The sequence below is a fragment of the Stenotrophomonas sp. 85239_Sma genome (genome assembly GCF_056481725.1).
Map to the genome: position 1 here is coordinate 4,028,303 of NZ_CM151163.1, position 24,344 is coordinate 4,052,646.

Here is a 24,344-nt window from a genome sequence, read left to right on the forward strand (position 1 = left end):
GATTCTCGGGGGGAGTGTCAGGATTTTTCGTAGTTGCTCAGGGCCAGCTCAAGCAACGCCTTGGCCTGCTCGCGCAGCATCATCGGCTCGACGATCTCGGCATCCGAGCCGTAATGCAGCACATCCATCAGCAGCTCGCGCGAGACGCTGTACGGCACCTTCAGCTCATAGCGGCCGTCGGCCAGGAAGCGGCCCTGCTGCTTGGAATGCCAGTGCTCGTCGGCCACCCAGCGCGCGGCCTTGGCGCTGAACAGGATGGTCGCCCAACCCTTCGGCGCGCCGGAGAAGATGCCGTAGCTGGCACCAAGCTGCTCATCCAGCTCGCTGTCGGCGACATCGCGCGCGGTGCTGTCGACCACCCGCGCCTTGTGGATGCGGTCCACCGCAAAACTGCGCAGGGCTTCGCGGTCATGGTCCCAGGCATCCAGGTACCAGTTGTCGCGATAGTGGGTCAGGCGCTGCGGCGAGACGGTGCGCTTGGTCGGCTCGTCGGTGGAGCGGGCGCGGTACTCGAACGCCAGCTGACGGCGCTCCAGCACAGCCGAAGCGACGCTGCGGAAGCTGCCCTCGTCGAACTTGCGGCCACGGTGCGGGATCACCCGCACGCGGTCGACCGGCCAGCTGGATACGCCGGCCTGGGCCGCCAGCAGGCTTTCGATGCGTTGCTGCAGCGGCGCCAGCACCGACGACAGCACACCACCGCCGGTACGCGCCAGCAGGTGCTGCGAGGCCAGCAGGGCGTGGAGCTCCTCCGAGCTGAGCCACAGGCCTGGCAGCTCGAAACGGTCGCTCTCGTCAGCCTGGTAGCGGAAGCCCGCCTCGCCGTCGCCCTCGATCGGTGCCATCAGCGCATCGCGCAGGAAGGCCAGGTCGCGGTAGACGGTGGCGCGGGAACAACCGAGCTTGTCCTGCAGGGTCGCCACCGTCACCGGATAGCGCGCGGACTTGAGCAGACGATGCAGGGCGGTGATGCGTTCGTATCGGTCCATACCCCCGATTATGTCCGAGTCGCGGGTCTTGTGTGGGACGTTTGGGCTATCGTGGTCGCCCCCACCCCCATGGAATGCCCGATGCGCCGGTTGCCCGCCCTGTCCCTGCTGGCCTGCCTGCTGCTGGCCGCCTGTGATCGCGCGCCGGCGCCGGCCGCCACCAACGCCCCGGTGCCCGTCGCCGATCCGGCGCAGGCGGTGCTGGGCGCCAGCCAGCGTTTCGCGGCCCTGCGCAGCTTCCACGCCGAACTGGAGGTGCTGGGCGCACCGCAGCCGGTGCGAAGCGCCATGGACTTCGTGGCGCCCGATCGTTTCCGGGTGGACACGGCGGCGGGTCCGCAGACCATCATCGGCGACACCCTGTTCCTGCAGGGCGACGGCGCGATCCGCCAGGTGCCAACCCCGCCCGGCCTGCTCGAGCAGTGGCGCAACCCGCTGCCGGCCGATGCCCTGCCCGCCGACCTGAAGGCTGAAGACCTTGGCAGCCAGGCGCTGGACGGGGTCCAGACCCGGCACTACCGGCTGCGCGGTGCCCAGCCCGGCGAACGCCTGGAATACTGGGTGGATGCCCAGGGCCTGCCACGCCAGATCGTGCGCAGTGGCAGCAGCAATGGCCGCAGCTTCCAGCTGCGCCTGCGCTATTCGCGCTTCAACGACCCCGCATTGCGTATCGATCTGCCCTGAATAGGCGATCGTGGCAACGTTCGCTGAAGCACGCATTGGATCGATTCGGACCGCCATCACGCTTCCAGTATCATCACCGGCTGTTAACCGTTTCGGAGAAGCCTCGATGTCCCTGCGCGTGTCCCTGCTGATCCCCCTGCTGCTGTGCGCACCGCTCGCGCATGCGCAGGATGCCTCCGAACTGGCGGCGATGTCCTCGCCGTGGAGCGGCAGCGGCGGCGAGCTCGGCTTCGCTTCGGCACGCGGCAACAGCAGCACCGAAAGCTTCAACGGCCGCCTGCGCCTGCGTTACACCGATGGCGACTGGGTGCACAGCATGGACCTGGCCGGCCTGCGTTCCAGCTCCAAGGTGATCGAGACCCGCGACGACGGCTCCACCAGCCGCCGCAACAACACCACCGCCAACCGCTACACCGGCAGTGCCGGCAGCGCGCTGCAGCTGGGCGAGCACCGCCAGCTGACGGCCACGGTGCGTACCGAGCGCGATGACTTCGCCACCTACGACCGCCAGAGTTCGTTCGGTCTGGGTTACGGCACCCGGCTGTGGAACACCGAGCGCTTCTCGTTCGACGCGCAGATCGGCCCGGGTGTGCGCCGCACCCACAGCACCGAGGACGACCGCACCCGCACCGGCATGATCGGCCGCGGCCTGTTCGACATGAAGTACTCGCTGACCGACAACACCGACCTGGTCAACACGCTGCTGGTCGAATCGGGTTCCTACAACACCTTCGGCCAGAACGACTTCGGCGTTTCGGTGAGCATGAACGAGCACCTGGCACTGAAGGCCGGCTGGCAGGCCCGTTACAACAGTGACGTGGCCGAGGACAAGCGCAAGACCGATACGCTGACCACGATGAACGTGGTCTACAAGTTCAAATAAGCAGAACGGGCGCCAAGGCGCCCGTTCTTCTTCTGGATAGTGCCGGCCGCTGGCCGGCAGCACCTGGAATGCTCAGACGTTCAGCAGTTCACCGGCACCGGCATCCAGCAGCATCGTCGCCACGCGCTGGCCCAGCGCTTCCGGATCACTGGCGGGGCCGACTGCCTCGGCACGTACCGCACGGCCATCGCTGGCGCTGCCAACCAGGCCCTGCAGGTGCAGGTCGTCACCCTGCCACTGCGCGATCGCGGCCACCGGTACGTGGCAGCTGCCATGCAACGCACGGTTCATCGCCCGCTCGGCCTCCACGCAGGCACGCGTGGCCGCGTCATCAAGCTGGGCGAACAATGCCATCAGGCCCGCATTGCCGCCATCGCACTCCACCGCCACCGCGCCCTGCGCCGGTGCCGGCAGCCACTGCGGCGGTTGCAGGCGCGCGACGATGCGCTCGCCCAGGCCGAGGCGCTCCAGGCCGGCCACGGCCAACACGATGGCGTCGTAGCCACCGTTGTCGAGCTTGGCCAGGCGGGTGTTGACGTTGCCGCGCAGGTCCAGCAGCTCCAGGTCCGGGCGCAGCGCGCGCAGCTGGGCCTGACGACGCAGCGACGACGTACCGACCCGCGCGCCGATCGGCAGCGCGTCCAGCGAGGCATACAGGTTGGAGACGAAGCCATCGGCCGGATCGTGGCGGGTCAGCATCGCGGGCAGTGCGAAGGGTTCGTCCAGTTCCATCGGCACATCCTTCAGCGAGTGCACGGCGCAGTCGGCCTCGCCTCGCAGCATGGCCAGCTCCAGCTCCTTCAGGAACAGGCCCTTGCCACCGATGGCGGCGAGCGAGCGGTCCAGTACCTCGTCGCCGCGGGTGCTCATCGGCACCAGTTCCACATGCAGGCCGGGATGGGCCTGGCGCAGGCGGTCGGCGACGTGTTCGCTCTGCCAGAGGGCGAGCGGGCTCTTGCGGGTGGCGATGCGGACGGTTTCCATCCGGTCATTATCGCGCCTTCGGCGCGGATACGGCCAACGGCGGAGCCCCTCGTGGCTGGCTGGGGGATCGTGAAAGCAACAGCCGCGCTTGGCCGGGCGGTGTGGACCACGCAGGGGCCGCTGCAAGTACGTCCATGTAAGCTCGGTCGCCGCATCCATGCGGCTCACGCCCCTGCGCAGCCCACCCCGCCCGGCCTCTGACAGTTTCCGTGTGCGCCAGCCACGGAAGATCAAAAGAAAAAAGCAGAAGCAAAAGCAACAGCAACAGCCCACGGCTTCCGGGGTCAGATCCCTTTTTCCCCACCCGATAACAACAATGCCTTTGCCGTCCGACGCGGGAAAAACGAGAGGGTTGGGCCGAGGTGGGGTGGCGGGACCGTTGGCGCCATGGGCCCGAGGCATGCCTCGGGCGGGTTGGGCAGGACGCCCAACCCCGGTCTTGCCGTGTGCGCAGGACGCGCATACGAGCAAGGCGCCATCGAGCTTACAGGGATGTACTTGCAGCGTGTCCCGCCACCCCACCTCGACCCGACCCAGTACGCAGCACCAACGAGCCGACCAACCCGCCGTTGCTGTTGCTGTTGCTGTTGCTGTTGATCTTGATGTTGATCTGTAAGCAGTCGCGGCCGCAGGCCGCGCGGAACACTCACAGATGCCGCAGTTCCTGCTTCAGCGTCGCCACGCAGCGGCGGCTGACTTCCAGCGGCTGCCGGCCATGCCGCAGCACTGCCTGAACCTGCCCGCCCGAGCCGCGGCGCAGTTCCACCAGTTCGTGGCGTGCCACCAGGCAGTTGCGATGGATGCGGATGAAACGGCTGGCGAACTCTTCTTCCAGCGACTTCAGCGATTCCTCGATCAGGTCCTCGCCACGCGCGTGGTGTACCACTACGTACTTCTCTTCGGCCTGCAGGTAGTGGATATCGTCCAGCGGAATCAGCCGCAGGCTGCCACGCAGGCGTGCGCACAGCACGCTGCGCGCCTGCTGCCCGCCGTGCGCCTGCGGCTGGCCGTCGCGGCCGGCCAAAAACGTGCGTGCGCGCGCGATCGCCGCGGCCAGGCGCTCTGCGCGTACCGGCTTCATCAGGTAGTCGATCGCTGCGGCCTCGAACGCCGACAGCGCATGTGCATCGTAGGCAGTGCAGAAGACCACCGCCGGCCGCGGTTCGAAGCTGGCCAGGTGGCGGGCTGCTTCCAGGCCATCCAGCCCGGGCATCGCGATATCCAGCAGGACCAGGTCCGGCTGCAGCTCCGCGCATGCGTGCAGGGCCTGCTCGCCGTTGCCGGCCTCGGCCACCACGTCCACGCCGTCCTGCGCCGCCAGCAGGCTGCGCAGGCGCTCGCGCGCCAGCGGTTCGTCATCGGCGATGACTACCCTCACGATCGTTCCCTCACTGGATCGGCACTGTCACCTGGCAGGCATAGTAGCCCTCGCTCCAGCCAGCCGTCATCCGCGCGGCGCTGCCGAAGCGCCAGGCCAGCCGATGGCCGATGCTGTGCTGGGCATGGCCAGCCCCCCGCGCCAAGGCCAGCCCGGGCGCCTGCGGATCAGGCGCGGGATTGCGCACGCGGATCTGCAGCTCGTTGCCTTCGCGCAGCAGGTGCAGCTCGATGATGCCGCCGTCTGGCAGGCGCGAGATGCCGTGCAGCACGGCATTTTCCACCAGCGGCTGCAGTACCAGCCTCGGCAATGGCAGGTCCCACGGCAGCGGCTCGTCGCGCTGCCAGCGCACCTGCAGGCGTTCGCCCAGGCGCAGCGATTCGATCGACAGGTAGCGCTCGGCCAGTTCGCATTCGTCGCGCAGGGTGGAATCGCCCTCGCCTGCACCGAGCGCGGCACGGAACAGGTCGGACAGATCGAGTACCGCACGTTCGGCCACAGAAGGATCACGATGCAGCAGGCTGGCGATCAGGTTCATGCTGTTGAACAGGAAATGCGGGCGGATCCGCGCCTGCAGCGCATCGGCCTGGGCCCGTGCATTGGCCTGCACCTGTGCGGCCCAGCGGTCGCTGACATAGAAGTAACGCAGTGCCAGCGCGGTGATCAGCGCCGTGGTTGCTGCACTGCCGAGCGTGAAGCGCCAGAAGCTGATGCCACTGGCGAAGCTGTCACCCAGGACCGCGTACAACGCGTGCACGATACCGGCACAGACCACCGCGATCAGGGTCGCCAGTGCAATCGCAGCAACCGCCCCCAGCACCTGCGGCAGCCTGGACAGCGCCCGCCGCAGCAGGCACAGGCTGGCGGTCACCGCCAGCGCCAGCCACAGGGCGAAGCCACTGGCCGACAGCAGCTCGCCGAGGGTCCAGTGGCGGCTACCATCCGGGGCCAGGGCCAGCACCACCACCACCAGCTCGGCCAGGCCCAGCATCGCCGCCAGCCGCGGCAGGCGGCACAGTTCCGGCATCCATGGCGGTGTACTGGCCGGGGACATGGCTCAGCCCGCGCCCAGGCGTTCCTGCAGCCAGTCACCCAGTGCCTGGATCTCTTCGGCACAGACCTGATGGGCCATCGGGTAGCTGTGCCATTCCACCTCCAGGCCCAGCGCCTGCAGCGCCTGCGCGCTGTGTACGGCTACCGCCTGCGGAATCACCGGGTCGCCGCTGCCATGGGCCATGAACACCGGCACCTGCACGGCACCGTCAACACGCTTGGCGCTTTCAGCTTCGGGCAGGTAGGTGGACAGCGCGACCAGGCCGGCCAGCGGCGCGGTACGCGACAGCGCGGCGCTCAGGATGATCGCGCCACCCTGCGAGAAGCCGGCCAGGAAGATGTTCTGCGCAGGAATGCCACGCTCGATCTCACGCGCGATCAGTGCATCCAGCTGCACCACTGATTCCTGCACGCCGGCCATGTCGGCGCGTGAACGGAAGTCCATGCCGACGATGTCGTACCAGCCGCGCATTGGCACGCCGTTGTTGATCGTGATCGGCCGCACCGGTGCGTGCGGGAACACGAAGCGCAGCGCCGGCCAATGCGGCCGCACCAGCTCCGGCACGATCGGTGCGAAATCATGGCCGTCGGCGCCGAGGCCGTGCAGCCAGATCACCGACCACTGCGGCGACGCGCCGGTTTCCTGTTCCACCGTTTGCAGCATGATGCGGCTCCTTCAAGTTCGAGCCGCATTATGCCGCTGGCGCGGGGCAATCAGTACAGCGGCGGCTGCTCGGCCGCTTCCCGCCGCAGCTGCGCGGCACGCACCAGCACTGGCGGCGGGATGTTCTCCTCGGGGATATCGAGCAGGCCAAGACGGTGCAGGAAGGCGCCCGGGCCACGCGAGGACGTCAGCGCCACCACCGGCACCGCCAACACCATGCCGATCACCACCGGCGCCATCCACGCGGCCAGCGACGGCGACACCGCCCAGGCCAGCACGCCCATGAAGGCACCGAAGACGCCCAGGCCGCCATAGCCACGGATCAGCGCCAGCCAGGAGATGCCACCGTCGTCACGCTGCTGCGCGTCCCAGCCGGAATCGCGGCCGGACAACACTTCGGCCACGCCGCGCGACTGCACGTACATCACCACCGGCGCCATCAGCGCGGCCAGCACGGTTTCCACCAGCATCGAGACGAACGCACGGATCGCACCGCCACAGCCACGGCGGTCGACCGGATCCAGCAGCATCGCCAGGTAGCCGAGCACCTTGGGCAGCAGCAGTACCGCCATGGTGGCGGCGAACAGGCGCACCACCTGCTCTTCGTCCTGGGCGCGCCAGTAAACGCTGGGCGACAGGTGCAGCAGGGCATTGAAATCGATGCCTTCCTGGAACAGCGGGATGGCGATGCCGATCAGCATCAGCATTGCCCACATCGGTGCGGTGAAATAGTGGCCGATACCGATCAGCATGTGGGTGCGGCTGATCCAGTGCAGCCCGCGGCTGCCGACCACCTTGCCGTGCTGCAGGTTGCCCTGGCACCAGCGGCGGTCGCGCACCAGCAGGTCGGTCAGCGTTGGCGGGCCCTCTTCATAGCTGCCGCCCAGGTAGGGGACCATGTGCGCGGCCCAGCCGCCACGCCGCATCAACGCCGCTTCGACGAAATCATGGCTGAGCACGTGGCCGCCGAACGGCTTGCGCCCCGGCAGCGCCGGCAGGCCGGCGTGGTCGGCGAAGGCGCGGGTACGGATGATCGCGTTGTGGCCCCAGTAATTGCTCTCGGCGCCATGCCACCAGGCCACGCCACGGGCAATTACCGGCCCATACACGCGACCACCGAACTGCTGCATGCGCGCGAACAGGGTGCGGCCGCCGATCACCGACGGCAGGGTCTGGATCAGGCCGACGTCGGCGTTGTGCTCCATGCCGGCCACCAGGCGCACGATGCTGTCGCCGGTCATCAGGCTGTCGGCGTCGAGGATCAGCATCTGCGGGTAGGCACCGCCAAAGCGGCGGACCCAGTCGGCAATGTTGCCGGCCTTGCGCCCGCTGTTGTCGCCACGGCGACGGTAGAACAGGCGCACCCGGCCGTCCGGCACACGCTCGCGCAGCTCGGCGAACACCTGTTCCTCGGCGCGCGCGATGTCCTCGCGGCGGGTGTCGCTGAGCACGAAGAAGTCGAAGCGCTCCAGCTGGCCGGTCGCTGCTACCGACTCGTAGATGGCCTGCAGGCCCGCCAGCAGGCGGCGCGGGTCTTCGTTGTAGGTCGGCATCAGCAGCGCGGTACGGCTGTGCACGGCCGGCAACGGCTTGTCCGGATCGATGCCGAGGCGATAGCCACGGTCGAACACCGCGGTCAGGAAGCCGGCCAGTGCGCTGGCGAAAGACAGGGCGATCCAGGCAAACAGGCCGACGAACAGGACCAGCAGGCAGGCTTCGAGCACGCTGATGCCATTGGCCGACAGCACCCGCCACATCATCCGCGTGGCCACGGCGGTCATGCCGAGCGTGCCACCGAAGATATACAGCCGGCGCAGGCCGATCAGGCGCGGCGACGTGCGATGCCGCCGGACCTTCAGTGCGCCTTCGCGCAGGGTCTGCTCGGGCATCTGCAAGGGTGATTCAGTGGGCAACAGCGCCCAGCCGGCATCGAGCCGGGGCGTTTCTGCTTCCGCATGGATGGTCTGCACCCCCATCGTCGCCTACTCCGCGCCGCCGGCACGGCCGGCCATCCCGGCCGGGCTGCATGCACCAAGGTTCCCGGCGCGCTTTCCCGGCGCCCGCACTTGTCCTGGCTGTGTCGGCTTCAGGCCGCACAGTCGATGTCTGTCACTACCGGAACCCACACGATCTCCAACGGGGCGGAATCGAAAATGCGGCCCAGTCTAGGGCGCTGAATGTAAGCCGCGCGCGAAGGTCTACGCCGGGATTTATCCCCATTCAGCAAATAGCGGGCGATCACGCCGGGGAATGGCCAGATGTCACTGTATCGCCCCCGGCACTGGATCGTAACAAACGCGAACGGTTATCATTTCATTAACCAGGCAGGTCTCCGTTCTCGCACGGCCGCGACCCACCCAGCTGCGCCGGCCCACGCCGCGCGCCCGACGACCCACGGAAGGGTGGCTGCCTGCTGTCTGCCTGCGCCTGCTGCTTCCCCAGGGTCTCCCCACCTCCCATGGAAGCCGTCATGTCCCTGTCGTCCCGTTACCGTTCCGCGCGCCTGCCGCGCACCCGCCTGGCCCATGCCCTGGCCACCGCCTGCGTGCTGGCCCTGCCCAGCCTGGCCGCCGCAGAGGCCAGCGCCGATGCCTCCACCAAGGACCTGGATACCGTGGTGGTCACCGCCTCGGGCAACCAGCAGTGGATCAAGGATGCGCCGGCCAGCATCAGCGTGATCAGCCGTGAGGACATCGAGCGCCAGCCGGTGCCCGACCTGGCCACCCTGCTCAGCCGCGTGCCGGGCGTGACCGGTGGCCTCAGCGCGGTCGGCGAACAGTCCAAGATCAAGCTGCGCGGCATGCCCTCCAACTACACGCTGGTGCTGGTGGACGGCAAGCGCATGGGCAGCTCGGCGGCGACCAACTATCGCCCCGACCTCGGCCGCCAGGACCTGAACTGGATCTCGCCCGACCAGATCGAACGCATCGAAGTAGTGCGCGGACCGATGTCCTCGCTGTACGGCTCCGATGCGATGGGCGGGGTGATCAACATCATCACCAAGCGCATCGGCGACGACTGGAACGGCAGCGCCACCCACAGCTACACCCGTCCCGGTGATGGCAAGCGTGGCGACACCCAGCAGATCGGCGCGACCTTCTCCGGCCCGCTGGGCGAACGCTTCGGCCTGCGCATCGGAGCCAACAGCATGCGCCGCGATTCGGACCAGTCCAATGGCGGTGTCTATGGCAATGCCTATGCCGGCGAGAAGGACCGCAATATCGATGCGCTGCTGCAGTGGAAGCTGAGCGACGCCCAGCAACTGTCATTGGAAGCCGGCCATGGCGTGCAGCAGGCCTTCATCGATGCCGCGCTGGAAAAGCAGGACGAAGGCGCCTGGGGCGCCAGTGAGCTCAAGCGCAGCTCGTTGGCGCTCAACCACGAAGGCCAGTGGAGCTTCGGCACCTCCAGGCTCAGTGCGTACTGGACCGAATACAAGAACGATATCGGCGCCACCGGCCGTTCCGAGGCCACCGATACGATCATCGAAGGCAGCCTGACCACACCGTTCACGCTGGGCGTTGAACACCAGTTCGCCGTGGGTGGGCAGTGGAAGCGGCAGCAGCTGACCAACACCGACACCATCGGCCGCGCGCCCATCGACTACGCCGGCAACGCGGTCAGCGGCTCCAGTCTGGAAGTGGATACGTGGGCGCTGTTCGTGGAAGACGAACTGAAGCTGCACCGCACCCTGGCCCTGACCGTGGGCGCGCGCCTGGACCACCATGAGAAGTTCGGCGGCCACGTCAGCCCGCGTGCGTACCTGGTCTGGCATCCAGCCGAGCAGTGGACGATCCGCGGCGGCGTCTCCAAGGGCTTCCGCGCCCCCAGCCTGACCGAGAATTCGGCCACCGCTGCCACCCAGTCCGGCGGCCGCGGCTGCACCTCGCTGATCCCGCTGGGCTATACCCGCGGCGGCTGCTACATGGCCGGCAACCCGGACCTGGATCCGGAAACCAGCACCAACCGCGAGATCGGTATCAGCTTCGACAATGACCTGATCGATGCCGGCGTGACCTACTTCCATACCGACTTCCGGAACAAGATCGAATACGCACCGCTGGGCAGGTTCAATGGCATCTGGTGGACGCGCATGAGCAACGTGCAGCGCGCGCGCACCAGCGGCATGGAAGGCAACTTCAATGTCCGCTTCGGCGAGCAGTGGCGCTGGCGCACCTCGGCCACCTGGATGAAGGAAGCCAGGAACCTGACCACCGGCCGCAACCTGATCGATACGCCGGAATTCTCCGGCTACTCGTCGCTGGACTGGACACCGAACACGGTGTTCTCCAGCAGCCTGTCGGCGCAGTACACCGGCAAGCAGACCGGCACCGCCACGACCTTCCTCAAGGCCTACACCCTGTATGACCTGACCGCGGCATGGAACGTCAACGAGGTGCTGACCCTGCGTGGCGGCGTCAGCAACCTGGCCGACAAGAAGCTGTATGCCGAAGGCTCCACCGACTACTTCGTGGCCGGGCGCAGCTACTTCCTCAGCATGACCGCGCGGTTCTGACCGGCGGCGCGCACCATGATCGCGCTGGCGGCAGGCCAGCGCGATCGTCGGTGTTGCGGATTACTCGCTTTCCAGCGCGGCCGGTGCCGCATCCCGCGTGGCGGCCGTGCGTGCACGGTCCATCGCCACCGCCAGTTGCTGGCGCGCGAGCAGTTGTTGTGCCTGCACCACTTCAGGTGTCGGCAGGAGCACCGGTCCCGGTGCGTTTTCCGGTGTAGCAGGTGTGGTCATGCAACCTCCATGGACATCCCGCCGACGTCCGGGTCCAACCGGGACGAGAGCGGAACTGCGCACCCTATCCTAAAAACAAGGCGGGCGGGTGACGGTGCGGCATCCGGCCACAGCATCCGGAACAAGGTAGGCGTCACATTTTTGACGGTGAAGCATGGATCCTGAATGGGACTTGTCCTATCATGAAAACGTTTTCTCACAGGGATGTTTCCCCAATGAATACTACTGACCTGTCCCAATTCAGCCCGAAGTGGCAGTTCCGCTTCAATTTCTTCCGCCAGCACGGCGCCCCCAAGAATCCCGGCTTCAAGCAGGCCTGGAAGGCGCTGTCCTTTGGTGACCGCCTGAAGATCAACCTGAACTTCTTCGCGTTGTTCTTCGGCGCCATCTACCTGTTGATCCTCGGCATGTGGCGCAAAGCCCTGGTGGTGATCGGCATCAACATCGTGCTGGCCATCGTCACCATGTTCCTTCCGGACATCGTCGGGCGCATGCTGTTCATCGCCATGAACCTCCTTGTCGCCTCCAGCACCAACTACAGCTACTACCTGGAGAAGGTGGAAGGACGCACCAGCTGGAACCCGTTTGAAGGAATGTTCTGAGCCAACCGACCTGCGCCGGATGCGCGGCGAGGATGCACCCGACGCCCGGCCCCCGCCGGGCGTCTTCGTTTCCGGGATCACGCCGCGCGGCGGGCGGTGGCCTCCGGCTCGGCCTGCAGGCGGAAGCGCGACACCGCCACCGCCAGCTGCTCGGCCTGCTCCTCCATCGCGCGGGCGGCGGCGCTGGCTTCCTCCACCAGTGCGGCGTTCTGCTGGGTGGTTTCGTCCATCTGCACCACGGTCTGGTTGACCTGCTCGATGCCGGCCGACTGCTCGCGCGAGGCCGCTGAGATCTCGGCCATGATCTCGTTGACCCGGCCAACCTGACCGACGATTTCCTGCATGGTGCGGCCCGCGCCGTGCACCAGCTGTGCACCGGCACCGACCTGCGCCACCGAGGCGTCGATCAGTGCCTTGATCTCCTTGGCCGCACCGGCCGAGCGCTGTGCCAGCGCGCGCACTTCACTGGCGACCACGGCGAAACCACGGCCCTGCTCACCGGCGCGTGCCGCTTCCACTGCCGCGTTCAGCGCCAGGATGTTGGTCTGGAAGGCAATACCATCGATCACCGAGATGATCTCGGCGATACGCTGCGACGACGCCTCGATCTGTTCCATGGTGTGCACCACCTGGCCGACCACCTCGCCGCCTTCGCTGGCCACGCCCGCTGCGGAACCGGCCAGCGCGTTGGCCTGCAGCGCATGGTCGGCATTCTGGCGCACGGTGGATGTCAGTTCCTCCATCGACGCGGCCGTTTCTTCCAGGTTGGCGGCCTGCTGTTCGGTGCGCCGCGACAGGTCACTGTTGCCCGCAGCGATCTCGCCAGCGGCCAGGCGGATGCTGGCCGCCGACTGCTGGATCTGGCCGACGATCCGGGTCAGCTGCTGCACGGTGCTGTTGGCATCGTCGCGCATCACCGCGAACACGCCGTGGAAGTCGCCCTGCATGCGGGCAGTGAGGTCACCGGCGGCGATCGCGCGCAGCAGCGTCGACAGCGCAGCCAGGTTGTGGTCGCTGACCTGCATCATCGTGTTCAGGGTCTCCACCATGCGGCGGAAATCATGGTCGAAGCGCAGTGCATCACCGCGCACGGCGAAGTCACCGGCGGCGGCAGCGGCGGCCAGCTGCTGGATCTGCTCGTTGATCGCAGCCAGGTTGCGCTTGGTGGTCGCCATCGCAGCGGTGAACTCCGCCTTCTCGCCCGGAAGTGCTTCCATGTCCACGCTGAGGTCGCCCACGGCATAACGCTGCATCACTTCAACCAGGCGCTGGGTGACCGCGTTGCTGGAGGCCACCAGCTGGTTGCTGTCGGCCACCATGCGGCCGTACTCGCCCGGGAACGCCGCGGCATCCATGCGGTAGCTGAGTTCACCGGCATCGTGGCGGTGCGCCATTTCGGCCTGCGCGGCCATCACCGCTTGCAGCTGGCCACGCATGCCCTGCATTGCATCCAGCAGGCGCCCTACTTCGTCGTTGCTGCGCGCCGGCAGCGTACTGTCCAGCTTGCCGGCGGCGACGTCGCCGGCCACTCGCACCGCTTCGGCGAGCGGGCGGATCGCCAGGCGGCGCAGCAGTACATAGACACCGGCGCTGAGGGTCAGCGCCGCGATCACGCCGACCAGCAGGGTCAGCCACAACAGCTGGCGCGCTTCGGCCACGATCACCGCATGCGGCATCACCACGCCCAGCGCAAAGCGCTGCGGGGCGTTGCCCACGCGCAGCGGCACGTACGCGCGCACGTTGCCGGCCGCATCGGGGCTGAAGGCCTCGAACGGACGATCAGCGGCGATGTCGGCCAGCATGCTGCGGGTCAGTGCATCGTTGCGCGGCTTGCCGATCTCGGTGGCATTGGCCGAGGCCAGCACCACGCCCTTCGGCGACAGCAGTTCCACCCGGCCGGCCCCCATCGGCTTCAGCGTGGCCAGGTGCTTCTGCAGTGCCGCCAGCGAGAAGTCCACGGTGAACACGCCCAGGAACCTGCCGTTCTCGACGATCGGCGTGCTCAACGTACTCATCAGCACCTGCTGCCCGGCGATGTCATAGGCGTACGGTTCGCTGACTTTCGGCAGCTTGTCGCGACTGGGGACCATGTACCAGTCACCGGAACCGCTGGCAGTCTCGGTGTAGTCGGTCATCACCGACTGCTGTGGCTTGCCGTCATGCCATGCCCAGTAGCTCATGTAGCGGCCGGTGGCATCGTGCGCTTCGGTGTTGACGAAATCGGCATCCTTGCCATCGAAGGCATCGGCCTCCCACATGGTGCTCTTGCCCAGCCATTCCGGATGGGCGCGCAGCTGCTCACCCAGCACGGCGGCCAGGCTGGCGCGATCGGTGACATCACCACGGGCGCGCTGGGCCAATACGCTTTCGACCATGGCATCGTTGCTGGCGAAGGCCGTACCAAGATCGGCCGCTACCCGGCGTGCTTCGGCGGTGGCCTCGCTGGTCATGGTCTGGCGCGAGGCGCTGATCAGGCTGGCGCTGGCCTGTCGGTAGATCAGGAACGCGGTCAGGCCGAAGCACAGCAGCGCGATCACGGCGGTGCCCAGCATCAGCTTGTGGGCGATGCTGCCCGGGCGGCGGGCAGCGGCGGAACGGGAAGAAGGCATGGGAGGGTCCGCAAGGCAGTTCAGGACGACCGGCGCCACCAGGGCACCGCGCAGGCCACCGGCCGCCGGGACGGGCCCGGCGCTGGAAGCGCACCGGGTTAGCGGCCGCCCGCCAACGAGGTTGAGGCGGCTGGCCTGCACATTCCTGAATCCGCTCAGGGTCGGGGCAGCTGCCCATCCTTTGCGTCGGCCTCACTCGGCCACGCGGTCCTTGATCCACTGCGCGCGCGGCAGGACCTCGATGCTGCCGACGGCGTACTGCTGCAGCACGTCGTCCGGCCCGAAGCACGGCTGCCAGCCCAGCACCCTGCGCAGGCGGGCACTGTCGTAGACACGGTCGATGCTCAATGGCAGCGGCCAACCTCGGCGTTCGAATTCGGCCAGCAGTTGCGGCGCGCGACGGGCCAGTACGCTGCGCGGGTGGGTGGCCAGCTCCAGGCAGTCCTCGCGCCGGAACGGCGTCGGTGCGCAGGCGAGGTAGCGGGCGAATCGGGCGCCTTCGTCGAGCAGCAGTGCAGCATGTGCGCTGGCCACATCGCGGGCATCGATGCCGCGGTGCAGGCGGAACATCGCCATCCGTTCGGGCGGTTCCGGGAAGCACCGGCCCATGCGCAGCACGCGAACGCTGAAGCCCGGCGTGGCGGCAGCTTCAGCCAGGGTCTCGGCCTGCAGCTTGGTGCGATGGTAGATCGTGCGCGGCAGCGGCTCGGTGTCTTCGTCGATCCAACGGCAGCCACCGGCTACCACGGCATGACCGTACAGCGCCGTGGTGCTGGTCAGCACGAAACGCCGTGCGCCGGCTTCGCGCGCGGCCTGCAGCAGGTGCGCGGTTGCCTCCACGTTGATCTGCTGGAACACCGCGTCCGGCACCAGCCCGACATGCGGGGCATGCAGGGCCGCGGTATGGATGACCGCGTCGACGCCCTGCACCGCACGCGTGACCGCCTGGCGATCGGTGACATCGGCAATGATGCGCGTGGTGGCGAACGGACTGCGATCCAGCCCCACCACTTCGTGGGCGGCCGCCAGCGCACCGAAGATCGCGCGCCCGATGCGCCCGGAACTGCCGGTCAACAGAATCTTCATTGAGTCCATTCACTCGAAGCGCCCGGGAACTACCGGGATGCTTCGATTCTAGGCATGCAATCGCGCATCTGCGATAGGACAGCCATGCAATCGTGCGTTCATCTTGACGACTTCGCAGGCGCCAGCAGTTGCCGCGCGATGAACAGCGGATCGTCGCCACCGGCCACATCAGGCCTCACGCCGGTACGTTCCCAGTTGCCGCCGGTGCGCAGGTTGATCGGTTGCCGATCGGGAATACTGATCTGATAGCCATCGGGCAGCAGCACAGGATCGCCGAACATATGCGCTGCGCCCCCGCTGCGCGTGCCGACAATGCGCGCGCGCCCCAAGGCCTGCAGCGAGTAGGCGACGAACTCGGCCGCCGAGCCGGTGCGGCGGTCGATCAGCACCACCAGCGGTTTCAGGTAGGCGGGCAGGTTCGCCGGTGGCAGCGGTACCGGCGTGCGCCGGCCGCGCTGGTCCAGCTGCTGCACTGTGTCGATCTTCGCGTCCAGCAGCGTGCGTACCAGCAGATCGGCACTTGCATCATCACCTCCCCCGTTCTGGCGCAGGTCCAGCACCAGGCCATCAGTGTCGGCCAGCAGCATGAAGGCCGCCGCCAGCTTCGGCCGTGCCAGATCCAGCGGATAGAAGGTACTCAGCCGCAGGTAGCCAACGTTGCCCTCCAGCACCCGCACCTCGCGCACGCCGGCGCCATTGCTGCGGGCATCGGCACGCCAGGCCATCAACCAGTCGTCCTGGCCGACCGCCGAATCTACGCGTTCAACGTGGAAGTGGCCATCGAACGTGTCCAGGTCCTGGTTCAGGCGTGCGCTGAACGCAGCAGGATCCGAGCAGCTGTCCGCATAGCGCAGCTGCGTCGACCAGCTGCGCAGGGCGTCGGCGATGCGGGCGCCCTCCGCCTCGTCCAGGTACTGCGCCTGCACGGCGCTGGCCGCCGCCTGCAGGACTCCGTCCTGCGCGGGGCAGGCTGCCGCCAGCAGCACGCCGAGCATCCAGGAGACCGCCATCATCCACCCCCGCATTGAATATATATAAGTGCTTATATATCATTCCGGTCATGGATCTCCAACACGCCACGCTGGGCACCCTGCTGCGCGCCCTGCTCGACCAGCTGGACCCGGCTGTGGAGCAGGCCTACCAGGATCTGCAACTGGACTACCGGCCCCGCTACACGCCAGTGCTGCGCACGCTGATGGCGCAGGGCCCCTGCCGGATCAAGGACCTGGCGCTGGCCTGTGGGCTCAGCCACTCGGCGCTCAGCCAGACAGTGGCGGCGATGTTGCGCGCTGGCTGGCTGCTCGCAACCAGCGGCGATGACGGGCGCGAACGCATCCTGCACTTGAGCCCACGCGCGCGACGGGCGTTGCCTGCGCTGCAGGCACAGTGGCAGGCCACCGCACAGGCAGCGCGCAGCCTCGATGCGGATCTCGGCCAGTCGCTGGAGCAGGTACTGCGCGAAGCACTGGTGGTGCTCGAACAGCGGCCCTTCGCACAGCGCCTGCAGGACGCCCGTCGGCGCTGAGGCGTTGCTGCTCAGCGGCCATCTCGACTTCGCTGAGGAAGATCCAGCTGCCATCTGCCACGCGCAGCTGCAGCGTGTGGCACTGCACAGCCCAGCAGTGCGAGCCACCCGAATGTGCTCATGCTGTTCTGTCCTCTCTGCGTGGCCATCGCGCATGGCGGCCCATGCTCGCCAAGCCGCGCAATCCGCGCAATCCGCGCAGCAGCGTAGCTGCGCCGTGAATGCCAGTGCGGTGCGGCGTGAAGGCAGCGATGCCGGTGCGGACACTTCCTTAGCCGGGCTCCGGCAAGGATGAGCGTCCCCTCCATGCAACGGGAGCCTTCACATGGCTGACCAGCATCACGGCACCTCCCCTCGTGGCTTCGCTTCGATGGACCAGGACAAGCAGCGCGCGATCGCTGCAAAGGGCGGACGCGCCGCCCATGCGTCCGGCAATGCACATGAGTTCAGCCCGGCCGAGGCACGCGTGGCGGGACGCAAGGGCGGCGAGGCAATCAGCCGCAATCGCCAGCACATGGCGGCGATCGGCCGTGAAGGCGGGCACGCACGCCACGCCAATGCACGGCAGCAGCAACAGCAGCACGCGGCCGATGCCGCGCCAACGACGGAGGAGGGGCCGCAACGCCAGCAGGGCTGACTGCAGCGCACTCAAGCGCGCTGGCGCTGGCGGTACAGGCCCAGCGCTGCCAGCAGGGCCAGCACGCCGGCGACGGCCATCGCCCAGCCGAAACCGCTGGCGATTGCGCCGCGGTACCAGGCCAGCGTCTGCGCCCCTGGCAGCAATGCCGACGGCTGCAGGATCAGCGCGCGCGCCTGTGCGGCCACTGCGGGTTGCCCTGCCGCCTGCGCGGTCGCAGCGAACTGCCGCACCGCGCGCAGGCCCATCAGGCTGCCCAGCAGCGCGATGCCCAGGCTCATGCCCGCCTGGCGCAGCGCGTTCATCGTGGCCGACGCAATGCCAGCCCGCTCCACGGGGACACAGGCCATCACCGCCATACCGGTCGCCGGCACCGCCAGGCCCATGCCAACGCCCAGCAGCGTCAGCAGGGCGCTGGCGTGGCCACGCCCCGTGCCCGGCGCAAACGTGGCGATCGCACACAGGGCCACGCCGGTCAGTGCATACCCCGACACCAGCGCGGTATGCAGCCCGATGCGTGCCACCAGGCGGCCGAACAACAATGACACCACGCCCATCAGCAGGAACTGCGGTACCAGCTGCGAACCCGCCTGCGCCGCATCGTGGCCCTGCGCCTGCTGGAAGAACAACGACAGGAAGAACAGGCTGGCATAGGCGGTGAATCCAAGGACGAACGAGGCCAGGTTGAGCATGCCAAAGCCAGGCATTGCCAACAGGTCCACCGGCAGCAGCGGCCGCGCCACGCGACGCTCGACCCACGCAAACAGCGCCAGGCCGAATGCCGCGATGCCGAGTGCCAGCAGCGTTGCAAGTGCCAGCGGGCCGTGCTCGCCGATCGCGATCAGGCCGTAGCTCAGCGCACCCAGCGCAACAATGCTGAGCAGCTGCCCGACCGGGTCCAGCGCGGCCTGCTGCGGATGCCGCCGCTCCGGAATGCCCCAGGCCCCCAACGCCAGGGCAAGCAGGCCCAGCGGCAGGTTGATCAGGAAGATGCTGGGCCAACCGGCGCGCTGCACCAGTTCACCGCCCAGCAGCGGCCCCAGCACCAGCGCCAGCGCGCTGAACGCCGACCAGCCACCGATCGCGCGTGCACGCGGGCGTGCTTCGGGAAACGCATGGCTGAGGATCGGCATCGCACTGGGAATCAGCAGGGCACCGGCCACGCCCTGCACCGCCCGCCCCGCCACCAGTGCCGGCAGGCTGCCAGCGCAGGCACACAGCAGCGAGCCCACGGTGAAGATCGCCACGCTGAGCAGCCACATGCGGCGGTGGCCGTAGCGGTCACCCAGCGGTCCCGCCGACAGCATCACCGCCGACAGGGCGATGGCATAGGCATTGATCACCCACTGCAGCCCCGCCATGTCGGTGTGCAGTGCCTGCTGCAGTGTCGGCAGCGCGACGTTGACGATGCTGATGTCCAGCGAGGCAAGGAAGGTGCCCAGATAAGCCGCCAGCACCAAAGCCGGCCGTCGGAAGCGTTGCATGTACGGATCCCGGGGGAGGATGTGGGCGCATCGTAGTTGACTGACTGACCGTCGGTCAATGACTGGCGGTCAGTCAATGCGGGAGGACGGCTAGAATGAGCACCGTCGCACCCGGACCCCGCCCCATGCAGATCCCCGCTGCCGCTAGGCCCCGTACCAAACCCGCTGAAACCCGCCAGGAAGAGCTGATGGACGCCGCGCAGGCGCTGTTCCTGTCACAGGGCGTGGAAGCGACCACCATCAGCGACATCGTGGCCGCCGCCGACGTGGCCAAGGGCACGTTCTATACCTACTTCGCCTCGCGCACCGAGATCCTGCAGGCGCTGGCACAGCGCTACACGCAGCAGTTCATGGCCGAGGTCGACCACGCCGTGCAGCAGCAGCCTGCCCACGATGACGTGGCGCGCCTGCGCGCCTGGATCCGCGCCAACATCGAGATCTATGTACGCACGCACGCGCTGCACGACGTCGTCTACGCCAACCATCACCACCACCAGCGCGGCAATGCCGAGCGCAACGCCATCCAGCAGCAGCTGCTCAACATCCTCGAGGCGGGCACCCGTGCAGGCCTGTGGCAGCTGCCGGCACCGCAGGTCACGGCCTCGCTGATCTATGCCGGCGTGCACGGCGCCACCGACGATCTGATCGCGGCACCGGCACAGGACGCCGAGACCTTCATTGCGGCGGTGGTGGCCGATTGCCTGCGCATGGTCGGCGTGTCGCCGGCCCCGAAACGTGGCGGCACGCGGCGCTGAAGCGCTCGCCGTCGCTCAGGCGTGGGCGAGGATGTTCAACAACCGACCGAACGGGTCGCGGACGAAGAAGCGCCGCACGCCCCAGGGCTCGTCGGCCGGGCCATATTCCAGCGCGATGCCCGCCGCGCGCATGCGCTCCAGCACCTCCTGCAGGTTGTCCACTTCGATCGACAGGTCCGGCACCGGTGTGCCGGAACCCCCTTCGCTGGCGAAGCTGACCTGTGCCAGCGCACTGCCCTGCCCGCCATGGGTGACGATCCAGCCATGGTCCATCACCACCGGCATGCCGAGCAGTTCGCCGTAGAACGCTGCGGCACACGCGGGGTCGGGGGTGGCGATGTTGGCGACGACACGCTTGACGGCCATGGACCACTCCAGCAGGAAGAATGCGTCGAGACTGCCCGACCCTGCGCACAAACAGAAGAGCCCCGTCACAGACGGGGCCCGCCCTCAGCCGTACACGGCAGGGCTTACACCGCGCCGCAGCGCTCCATGATGCATCGATCGTATTCGTACTGGCATTCCATGGCATCACCACCACCGGATACACACGCCTGATAGGCCTTCCAGCAGGGCAGATCGCAGGGCTGAACCGGTCCGGCCACGGCCACCGAGCCGCTGCAGGCCAACGCAAACACGGCACCGGCGATCACTTTCCCGAAAGTACGCATCGACATCGCTCCTTGATAAGCCTGGTGAGCCCAGGCCAGGCCACGGTAAAGGGGCCAAGGGGAAACCAGGTGAACGTGTGCGTCACACATAATTAACGCGTTCATAAAATTCCCTTCACATCACTGGGGGATACCGCCACGCCTTGGCGTTAACGGCCTTGTTGTCCGTCAACCAAGGAAGTTGTCTGATGAATCACCCGCTGTACGGCCGTTCGTCCCGCTCCCTGTCGCACCGCCCGCTGGCGCTTGCCGTCGCCAGTTCGCTGCTGCTGGCCACCGCGCTGCCCGCCATGGCTGGCGAATCACTTGATGCCTGGCAGCAGCAGCGCCAGTTGCAGGCTGCATGGGCGCAGCCCGCTGCCAACACGCCGCCCGCAGCCACGGCTATTGCACCTGCCGCCGGCAGCACCGCCGTCCTCGGCAACCCGGGCGATCCGGCCAGCTGGCGAAGCGATGAATTCAACGCCGATTGGGGCCTGGGTGCGATGGGCGCCGACTACGCCTATGCACGCGGCCTGACCGGCAAGGGCGTACGCCTGGCGCTGTTCGACTCGGGCTCCGCGCTGGCGCATCCGGAGTTTGCAGGACGCAATACCTCCAGCATCACCATCGGTGCCGACTGCGCGACGCCGGGTGTCGTCGCAGGTACCGGCGCCTGCGGGCAGACCCGCGGCGAACAGCCAGGCTTCAACTACTACGGACTCGGCGCCGGCGTTCCGGCCTCACTGGCGGCACGCCTGATCGCGGCTGGCCTGCCCTATGGCTTCAGCTATGCCGATCATGGCACCCACGTACTGGGCACCATCGGCGCCAACCGTGATGGCACGGGAATGCACGGCGTAGCCTTTGGTGCGGACCTCACCGCCGCCCGCGTGTTCGGCGACACGTACTACGAATGGCGCCTCGACCCGGATGGCTACTACCGCCCGCGCGCGGTGTACCGCACCGATCCGGATGATGCCGCTACGCTGGACATGTATGCGCAGATCCAGGCGCAGGGTGTACGCGCCATCAACCACAGCTGGGGCATTTCCACCCGCAACATGACCGCCGCCGCGCTGGACCAGCAGTACGCCAGCATCGGTGCCGACTACGGCGTGTACGGCAGCATCTACGCCAGCAACGGCGATACCCCGGGCTCCACCCTCATCCAGGTGTGGTCGGCCGGCAACGGTAGCGGTGCGGTTGCCGGCATCACCGCCTCGATGCCGCGCTGGAAACCCGAACTGGAACCGTACTGGCTGGCGGTCGCCAATGTCCGCCGGCCCAATGCCGCCGCAGGCGAAGCCGATTACGTGATCGATGGCAGCTCCAGCATCTGCGGCGTTGCCGCCAACTGGTGCATCTCGGCCCCTGGCACCGACATCCTCAGCACCATCGTCTCCGGCGATATCCAGGGCCGCATCGAGAACACCTCCGCCTACGTGCGGCTGATCATCGACAGCGAGAACACCAACTACGTCTACGGCACCAAGACCGGCACGTCGATGGCCGCGCCGCACATCACGGGCGCTCTCGGCCTGTTGATGGAGCGCTTCCCGTATCTGGACAACGCCCAGGTCCGCGACGTGCTGCTGACCACCGCACGCGATCTCGGCGCGCCGGGTATCGACGCAATCTACGGCTGGGGCATGGTCGACCTGCGCAAGGCCATCGAAGGCTACGGTTCGCTGCGCGTGGATACCAACGTGGTGATGAACCAGAAGGCCGGCGGCCTGAAGGTCTGGGAAGGCGACGCCTGGGACAACTGGACCAATGACATCGGTGGCCCCGGCAAGTTGACCAAATCCGGTATCGGCTGGCTGCGCTTGAGCGGCAACAACAGCTTCAACGGCGCGGTAGTGCAGGACGGCACGCTCGAGTTGAACGGTGCGAACACGCTCACCTCGGCGGTCGAGGTCCAGGGCGGCCGGTTCCTGCTCAACGGCGGCCTGGTCTCCACCGCCTTGACCACCACCGGTGGCGTCAGCACGGTCAGTTCCAGCGGCGTGCTGAACAACAGCAACCTGGTGGTCAACGGCGGCGTGGTGTCCTTCAACGGCACGCAGACCGGTGGCACCACCACGGTCGGCGCCAATGGCCTGCTGAAGGGCGTCGGCACGCTCGGCAACACCCGCGTGGACGGCATCATCGCGCCGGGCAACTCGATCGGCACGCTGACCATCAACGGCAACTACGTGCAGGGCGCTACCGGCGTCTATGCGGCGGAGCTGGCACCGGGTGGCCGCAGTGACCAGCTGCACGTGACTGGCACCGCCACTCTCGGCGGCACCCTGGTCGCGCTGCCGGAACCGGGCGTGTACTACCTCGGCGAACAGTTCAACTTCCTGCGTGCCGACGGAGGCATCAGCGGCCAGTTCGCCAAGACCGACTTCAGCGCGTTCTCGCCCTTCCTGCAGTTCAGCCTGGCCTACGGCGCCAATGGCACGCGCATCGATGTCGCCCGTGGCGCCTCGCTGACCACGGCTGCCAGCACCCCCAACCAGCGCGCAGTGGCGGCGGCTGCCGACCTGCTGCCGATCGCCCAGGGCCTGCCCAAGCCGCTGACGCAGCTGTTCCCGCAGCAGGTCGGCGGCGTGCTCGACGGTCTCAGCGGCGAGCTGCATCCGGCCACGGCCATCGCCCTGGTCGAGGGCAGCCGCTACGTGCGCGATGCCGCACTGTCACGCCGTGCCGGCGCTGCGGCACCTGGCACCGACGCGGGTGATGCGACGGGTGCATGGGTGCAGGCCATCGGTGGCAACAGCAAGCTGGACGGTGATCTCAACACCGCCCGTACCGAAGCCAACAGCAACGGCCTGCTGGTCGGCATCGACCGCGAGTTGTCCGGCTGGCAGGTCGGCGTGCTGGCCGGCACCGGCCGTACCGACGTCAAGCAGCAGGACCGCCGCGCCAAGTCGAAGATCGACAACACGCACTTCGGTGCCTATGCCAGCCACACCTGGGGCGGCTTCGGCCTGCGCGGTGGCGTGGCGTGGAGCAAGCACGAGGTGAAGAGTACGCGTGACGTTGCCTTCGCAGGTTTCAGCGACAGCCTGAGCGCGCGCTACGACGCGCGTACCCGCCAGGCCTTCATCGAAGCCGGTTACCGCTTCGGTGGCCCGGAAGCGGGGCTGGAACCGTACGTGCAGGTGGCGCGCGTGGAAGTGGACCTCAAGCGCATCAACGAACGCGGTGGAGCAGCGGCGCTGCAGGGCAAGGTGGACGACACCGGAACCACGATCGCCACCGCCGGCGTGCGCTTCGACAAGGGGTTGAAGGCTTCGTTCCAGCAGGAAAGCTGGCTGCACCTGCGCGGTGGCGTCGGCTATCGCCGTGCCTCGGGGGATCGCAGCCAGGTCGCCAACCTTGCCTTCGCCAACGGCAGCACCACATTCGCGGTCAATGGCGCACCGATTGCCAACAACGCGGTGGTGGCCGAACTGGGCCTGTCGGCCTGGCTGACCCCGCGACAGCAGCTGGAGCTGGGCTACAGCGGCCAGTTCGGCAGCGAGAGCCGTGACCATGGTGCGAATGCACGCTGGTCAGTACGTTTCTGATTCCAAAGCAGCATGCGCTTGACGGATTGGGGCGGCCTCGCGGCCGCCCCTTTT

At 67.6% G+C, this 24,344-nt stretch carries 21 protein-coding genes; 8 read left to right on the forward strand and 13 right to left on the reverse strand.

The annotated features are described in order from the left end of the window. Positions 1–17: 17 nt before the first annotated feature. Complete coding sequence (locus ACYKG1_RS18670; protein ID WP_100473999.1) at positions 18–989, reverse strand: helix-turn-helix transcriptional regulator; 972 nt, start codon at positions 987–989, stop codon at positions 18–20. A gap of 81 nt (positions 990–1,070) precedes the next feature. On the opposite strand from ACYKG1_RS18670, the gene ACYKG1_RS18675 reads away from it, so the two are divergent. Both ACYKG1_RS18675 and ACYKG1_RS18680 read left to right on the forward strand, forming a co-directional pair. Then, positions 1,071–1,673: a LolA family protein gene (locus tag ACYKG1_RS18675; RefSeq protein WP_262227912.1), complete on the forward strand. Its 603-nt coding sequence runs from the start codon at positions 1,071–1,073 to the stop codon at positions 1,671–1,673. Between the two features lie 106 nt (positions 1,674–1,779). Then, on the forward strand, positions 1,780–2,556 hold the full coding sequence (locus tag ACYKG1_RS18680; RefSeq protein WP_100474001.1) for a DUF481 domain-containing protein: 777 nt from the start codon (positions 1,780–1,782) through the stop codon (positions 2,554–2,556). A gap of 72 nt (positions 2,557–2,628) precedes the next feature. On the opposite strand, the gene hemC is transcribed toward ACYKG1_RS18680, so the two are convergent. From hemC to mdoH, 5 genes are all read right to left on the reverse strand, one after another. Continuing rightward, complete coding sequence (gene hemC / locus ACYKG1_RS18685) at positions 2,629–3,540, reverse strand: hydroxymethylbilane synthase (protein ID WP_100474002.1); 912 nt, start codon at positions 3,538–3,540, stop codon at positions 2,629–2,631. A gap of 646 nt (positions 3,541–4,186) precedes the next feature. Then, the gene (locus ACYKG1_RS18690; RefSeq protein ID WP_100474003.1) at positions 4,187–4,918 is read right to left on the reverse strand and encodes a LytR/AlgR family response regulator transcription factor; all 732 of its coding nucleotides are present in this window, start codon (positions 4,916–4,918) and stop codon (positions 4,187–4,189) included. Positions 4,919–4,928: 10 nt separating this feature from the next. Then, entirely contained in the window at positions 4,929–5,972 is a 1,044-nt protein-coding gene (locus ACYKG1_RS18695; protein WP_202908130.1) for a sensor histidine kinase, read from the reverse strand. 3 nt (positions 5,973–5,975) lie between these two features. Further along, positions 5,976–6,635 carry an alpha/beta hydrolase gene (locus ACYKG1_RS18700; RefSeq protein ID WP_100474004.1) on the reverse strand — a complete coding sequence of 220 codons (660 nt, stop codon included), beginning with the start codon at positions 6,633–6,635 and terminating at the stop codon, positions 5,976–5,978. A 50-nt stretch (positions 6,636–6,685) separates the two neighbouring features. Next, positions 6,686–8,611: a glucans biosynthesis glucosyltransferase MdoH gene (gene mdoH / locus ACYKG1_RS18705; RefSeq protein ID WP_100474005.1), complete on the reverse strand. Its 1,926-nt coding sequence runs from the start codon at positions 8,609–8,611 to the stop codon at positions 6,686–6,688. Positions 8,612–9,105: 494 nt separating this feature from the next. Here mdoH and ACYKG1_RS18710 point away from each other — a divergent pair, with 494 nt between their 5' ends. Then, positions 9,106–11,151: a TonB-dependent receptor domain-containing protein gene (locus ACYKG1_RS18710; RefSeq protein WP_478471094.1), complete on the forward strand. Its 2,046-nt coding sequence runs from the start codon at positions 9,106–9,108 to the stop codon at positions 11,149–11,151. 60 nt (positions 11,152–11,211) lie between these two features. Here ACYKG1_RS18710 and ACYKG1_RS18715 read toward each other — a convergent pair whose 3' ends face one another. Next, positions 11,212–11,382: a hypothetical protein gene (locus ACYKG1_RS18715; protein WP_005419553.1), complete on the reverse strand. Its 171-nt coding sequence runs from the start codon at positions 11,380–11,382 to the stop codon at positions 11,212–11,214. A 215-nt stretch (positions 11,383–11,597) separates the two neighbouring features. On the opposite strand from ACYKG1_RS18715, the gene ACYKG1_RS18720 reads away from it, so the two are divergent. Continuing rightward, a complete protein-coding gene (locus ACYKG1_RS18720) occupies positions 11,598–11,984 on the forward strand; it encodes a DUF2628 domain-containing protein (RefSeq protein WP_100474008.1) in 387 nt (128 codons plus the stop codon). Positions 11,985–12,061: 77 nt separating this feature from the next. Here the strand turns inward: ACYKG1_RS18720 and ACYKG1_RS18725 are convergent, their stop codons facing one another. From ACYKG1_RS18725 to ACYKG1_RS18735, 3 genes are all read right to left on the reverse strand, one after another. After that, positions 12,062–14,593: a methyl-accepting chemotaxis protein gene (locus ACYKG1_RS18725; protein ID WP_478471095.1), complete on the reverse strand. Its 2,532-nt coding sequence runs from the start codon at positions 14,591–14,593 to the stop codon at positions 12,062–12,064. Positions 14,594–14,785: 192 nt separating this feature from the next. After that, a complete protein-coding gene (locus tag ACYKG1_RS18730) occupies positions 14,786–15,679 on the reverse strand; it encodes an NAD-dependent epimerase/dehydratase family protein (RefSeq protein WP_478471096.1) in 894 nt (297 codons plus the stop codon). 98 nt (positions 15,680–15,777) lie between these two features. Beyond that, the gene (locus ACYKG1_RS18735; protein WP_478472773.1) at positions 15,778–16,689 is read right to left on the reverse strand and encodes a S41 family peptidase; all 912 of its coding nucleotides are present in this window, start codon (positions 16,687–16,689) and stop codon (positions 15,778–15,780) included. A gap of 50 nt (positions 16,690–16,739) precedes the next feature. Here ACYKG1_RS18735 and ACYKG1_RS18740 point away from each other — a divergent pair, with 50 nt between their 5' ends. Continuing rightward, positions 16,740–17,204, forward strand: a complete 465-nt coding sequence (locus tag ACYKG1_RS18740) for a MarR family transcriptional regulator (protein WP_478471097.1) — start codon at positions 16,740–16,742, stop codon at positions 17,202–17,204. Between the two features lie 325 nt (positions 17,205–17,529). Continuing rightward, a complete protein-coding gene (locus tag ACYKG1_RS18745) occupies positions 17,530–17,841 on the forward strand; it encodes a KGG domain-containing protein (protein WP_478471098.1) in 312 nt (103 codons plus the stop codon). Between the two features lie 11 nt (positions 17,842–17,852). Here ACYKG1_RS18745 and ACYKG1_RS18750 read toward each other — a convergent pair whose 3' ends face one another. After that, complete coding sequence (locus ACYKG1_RS18750; RefSeq protein ID WP_262083517.1) at positions 17,853–19,325, reverse strand: MFS transporter; 1,473 nt, start codon at positions 19,323–19,325, stop codon at positions 17,853–17,855. A gap of 125 nt (positions 19,326–19,450) precedes the next feature. Between ACYKG1_RS18750 and ACYKG1_RS18755 the strand changes: the two genes are divergently transcribed. Continuing rightward, complete coding sequence (locus ACYKG1_RS18755; protein ID WP_262083518.1) at positions 19,451–20,080, forward strand: TetR/AcrR family transcriptional regulator; 630 nt, start codon at positions 19,451–19,453, stop codon at positions 20,078–20,080. 15 nt (positions 20,081–20,095) lie between these two features. Here the strand turns inward: ACYKG1_RS18755 and ACYKG1_RS18760 are convergent, their stop codons facing one another. Beyond that, the gene (locus tag ACYKG1_RS18760) at positions 20,096–20,446 is read right to left on the reverse strand and encodes a VOC family protein (RefSeq protein ID WP_262083519.1); all 351 of its coding nucleotides are present in this window, start codon (positions 20,444–20,446) and stop codon (positions 20,096–20,098) included. A 104-nt stretch (positions 20,447–20,550) separates the two neighbouring features. Next, the gene (locus tag ACYKG1_RS18765) at positions 20,551–20,751 is read right to left on the reverse strand and encodes a hypothetical protein (protein WP_262227907.1); all 201 of its coding nucleotides are present in this window, start codon (positions 20,749–20,751) and stop codon (positions 20,551–20,553) included. A gap of 188 nt (positions 20,752–20,939) precedes the next feature. Here ACYKG1_RS18765 and ACYKG1_RS18770 point away from each other — a divergent pair, with 188 nt between their 5' ends. Beyond that, positions 20,940–24,290, forward strand: a complete 3,351-nt coding sequence (locus ACYKG1_RS18770) for an autotransporter domain-containing protein (protein ID WP_478471099.1) — start codon at positions 20,940–20,942, stop codon at positions 24,288–24,290. Positions 24,291–24,344: the final 54 nt, after the last annotated feature.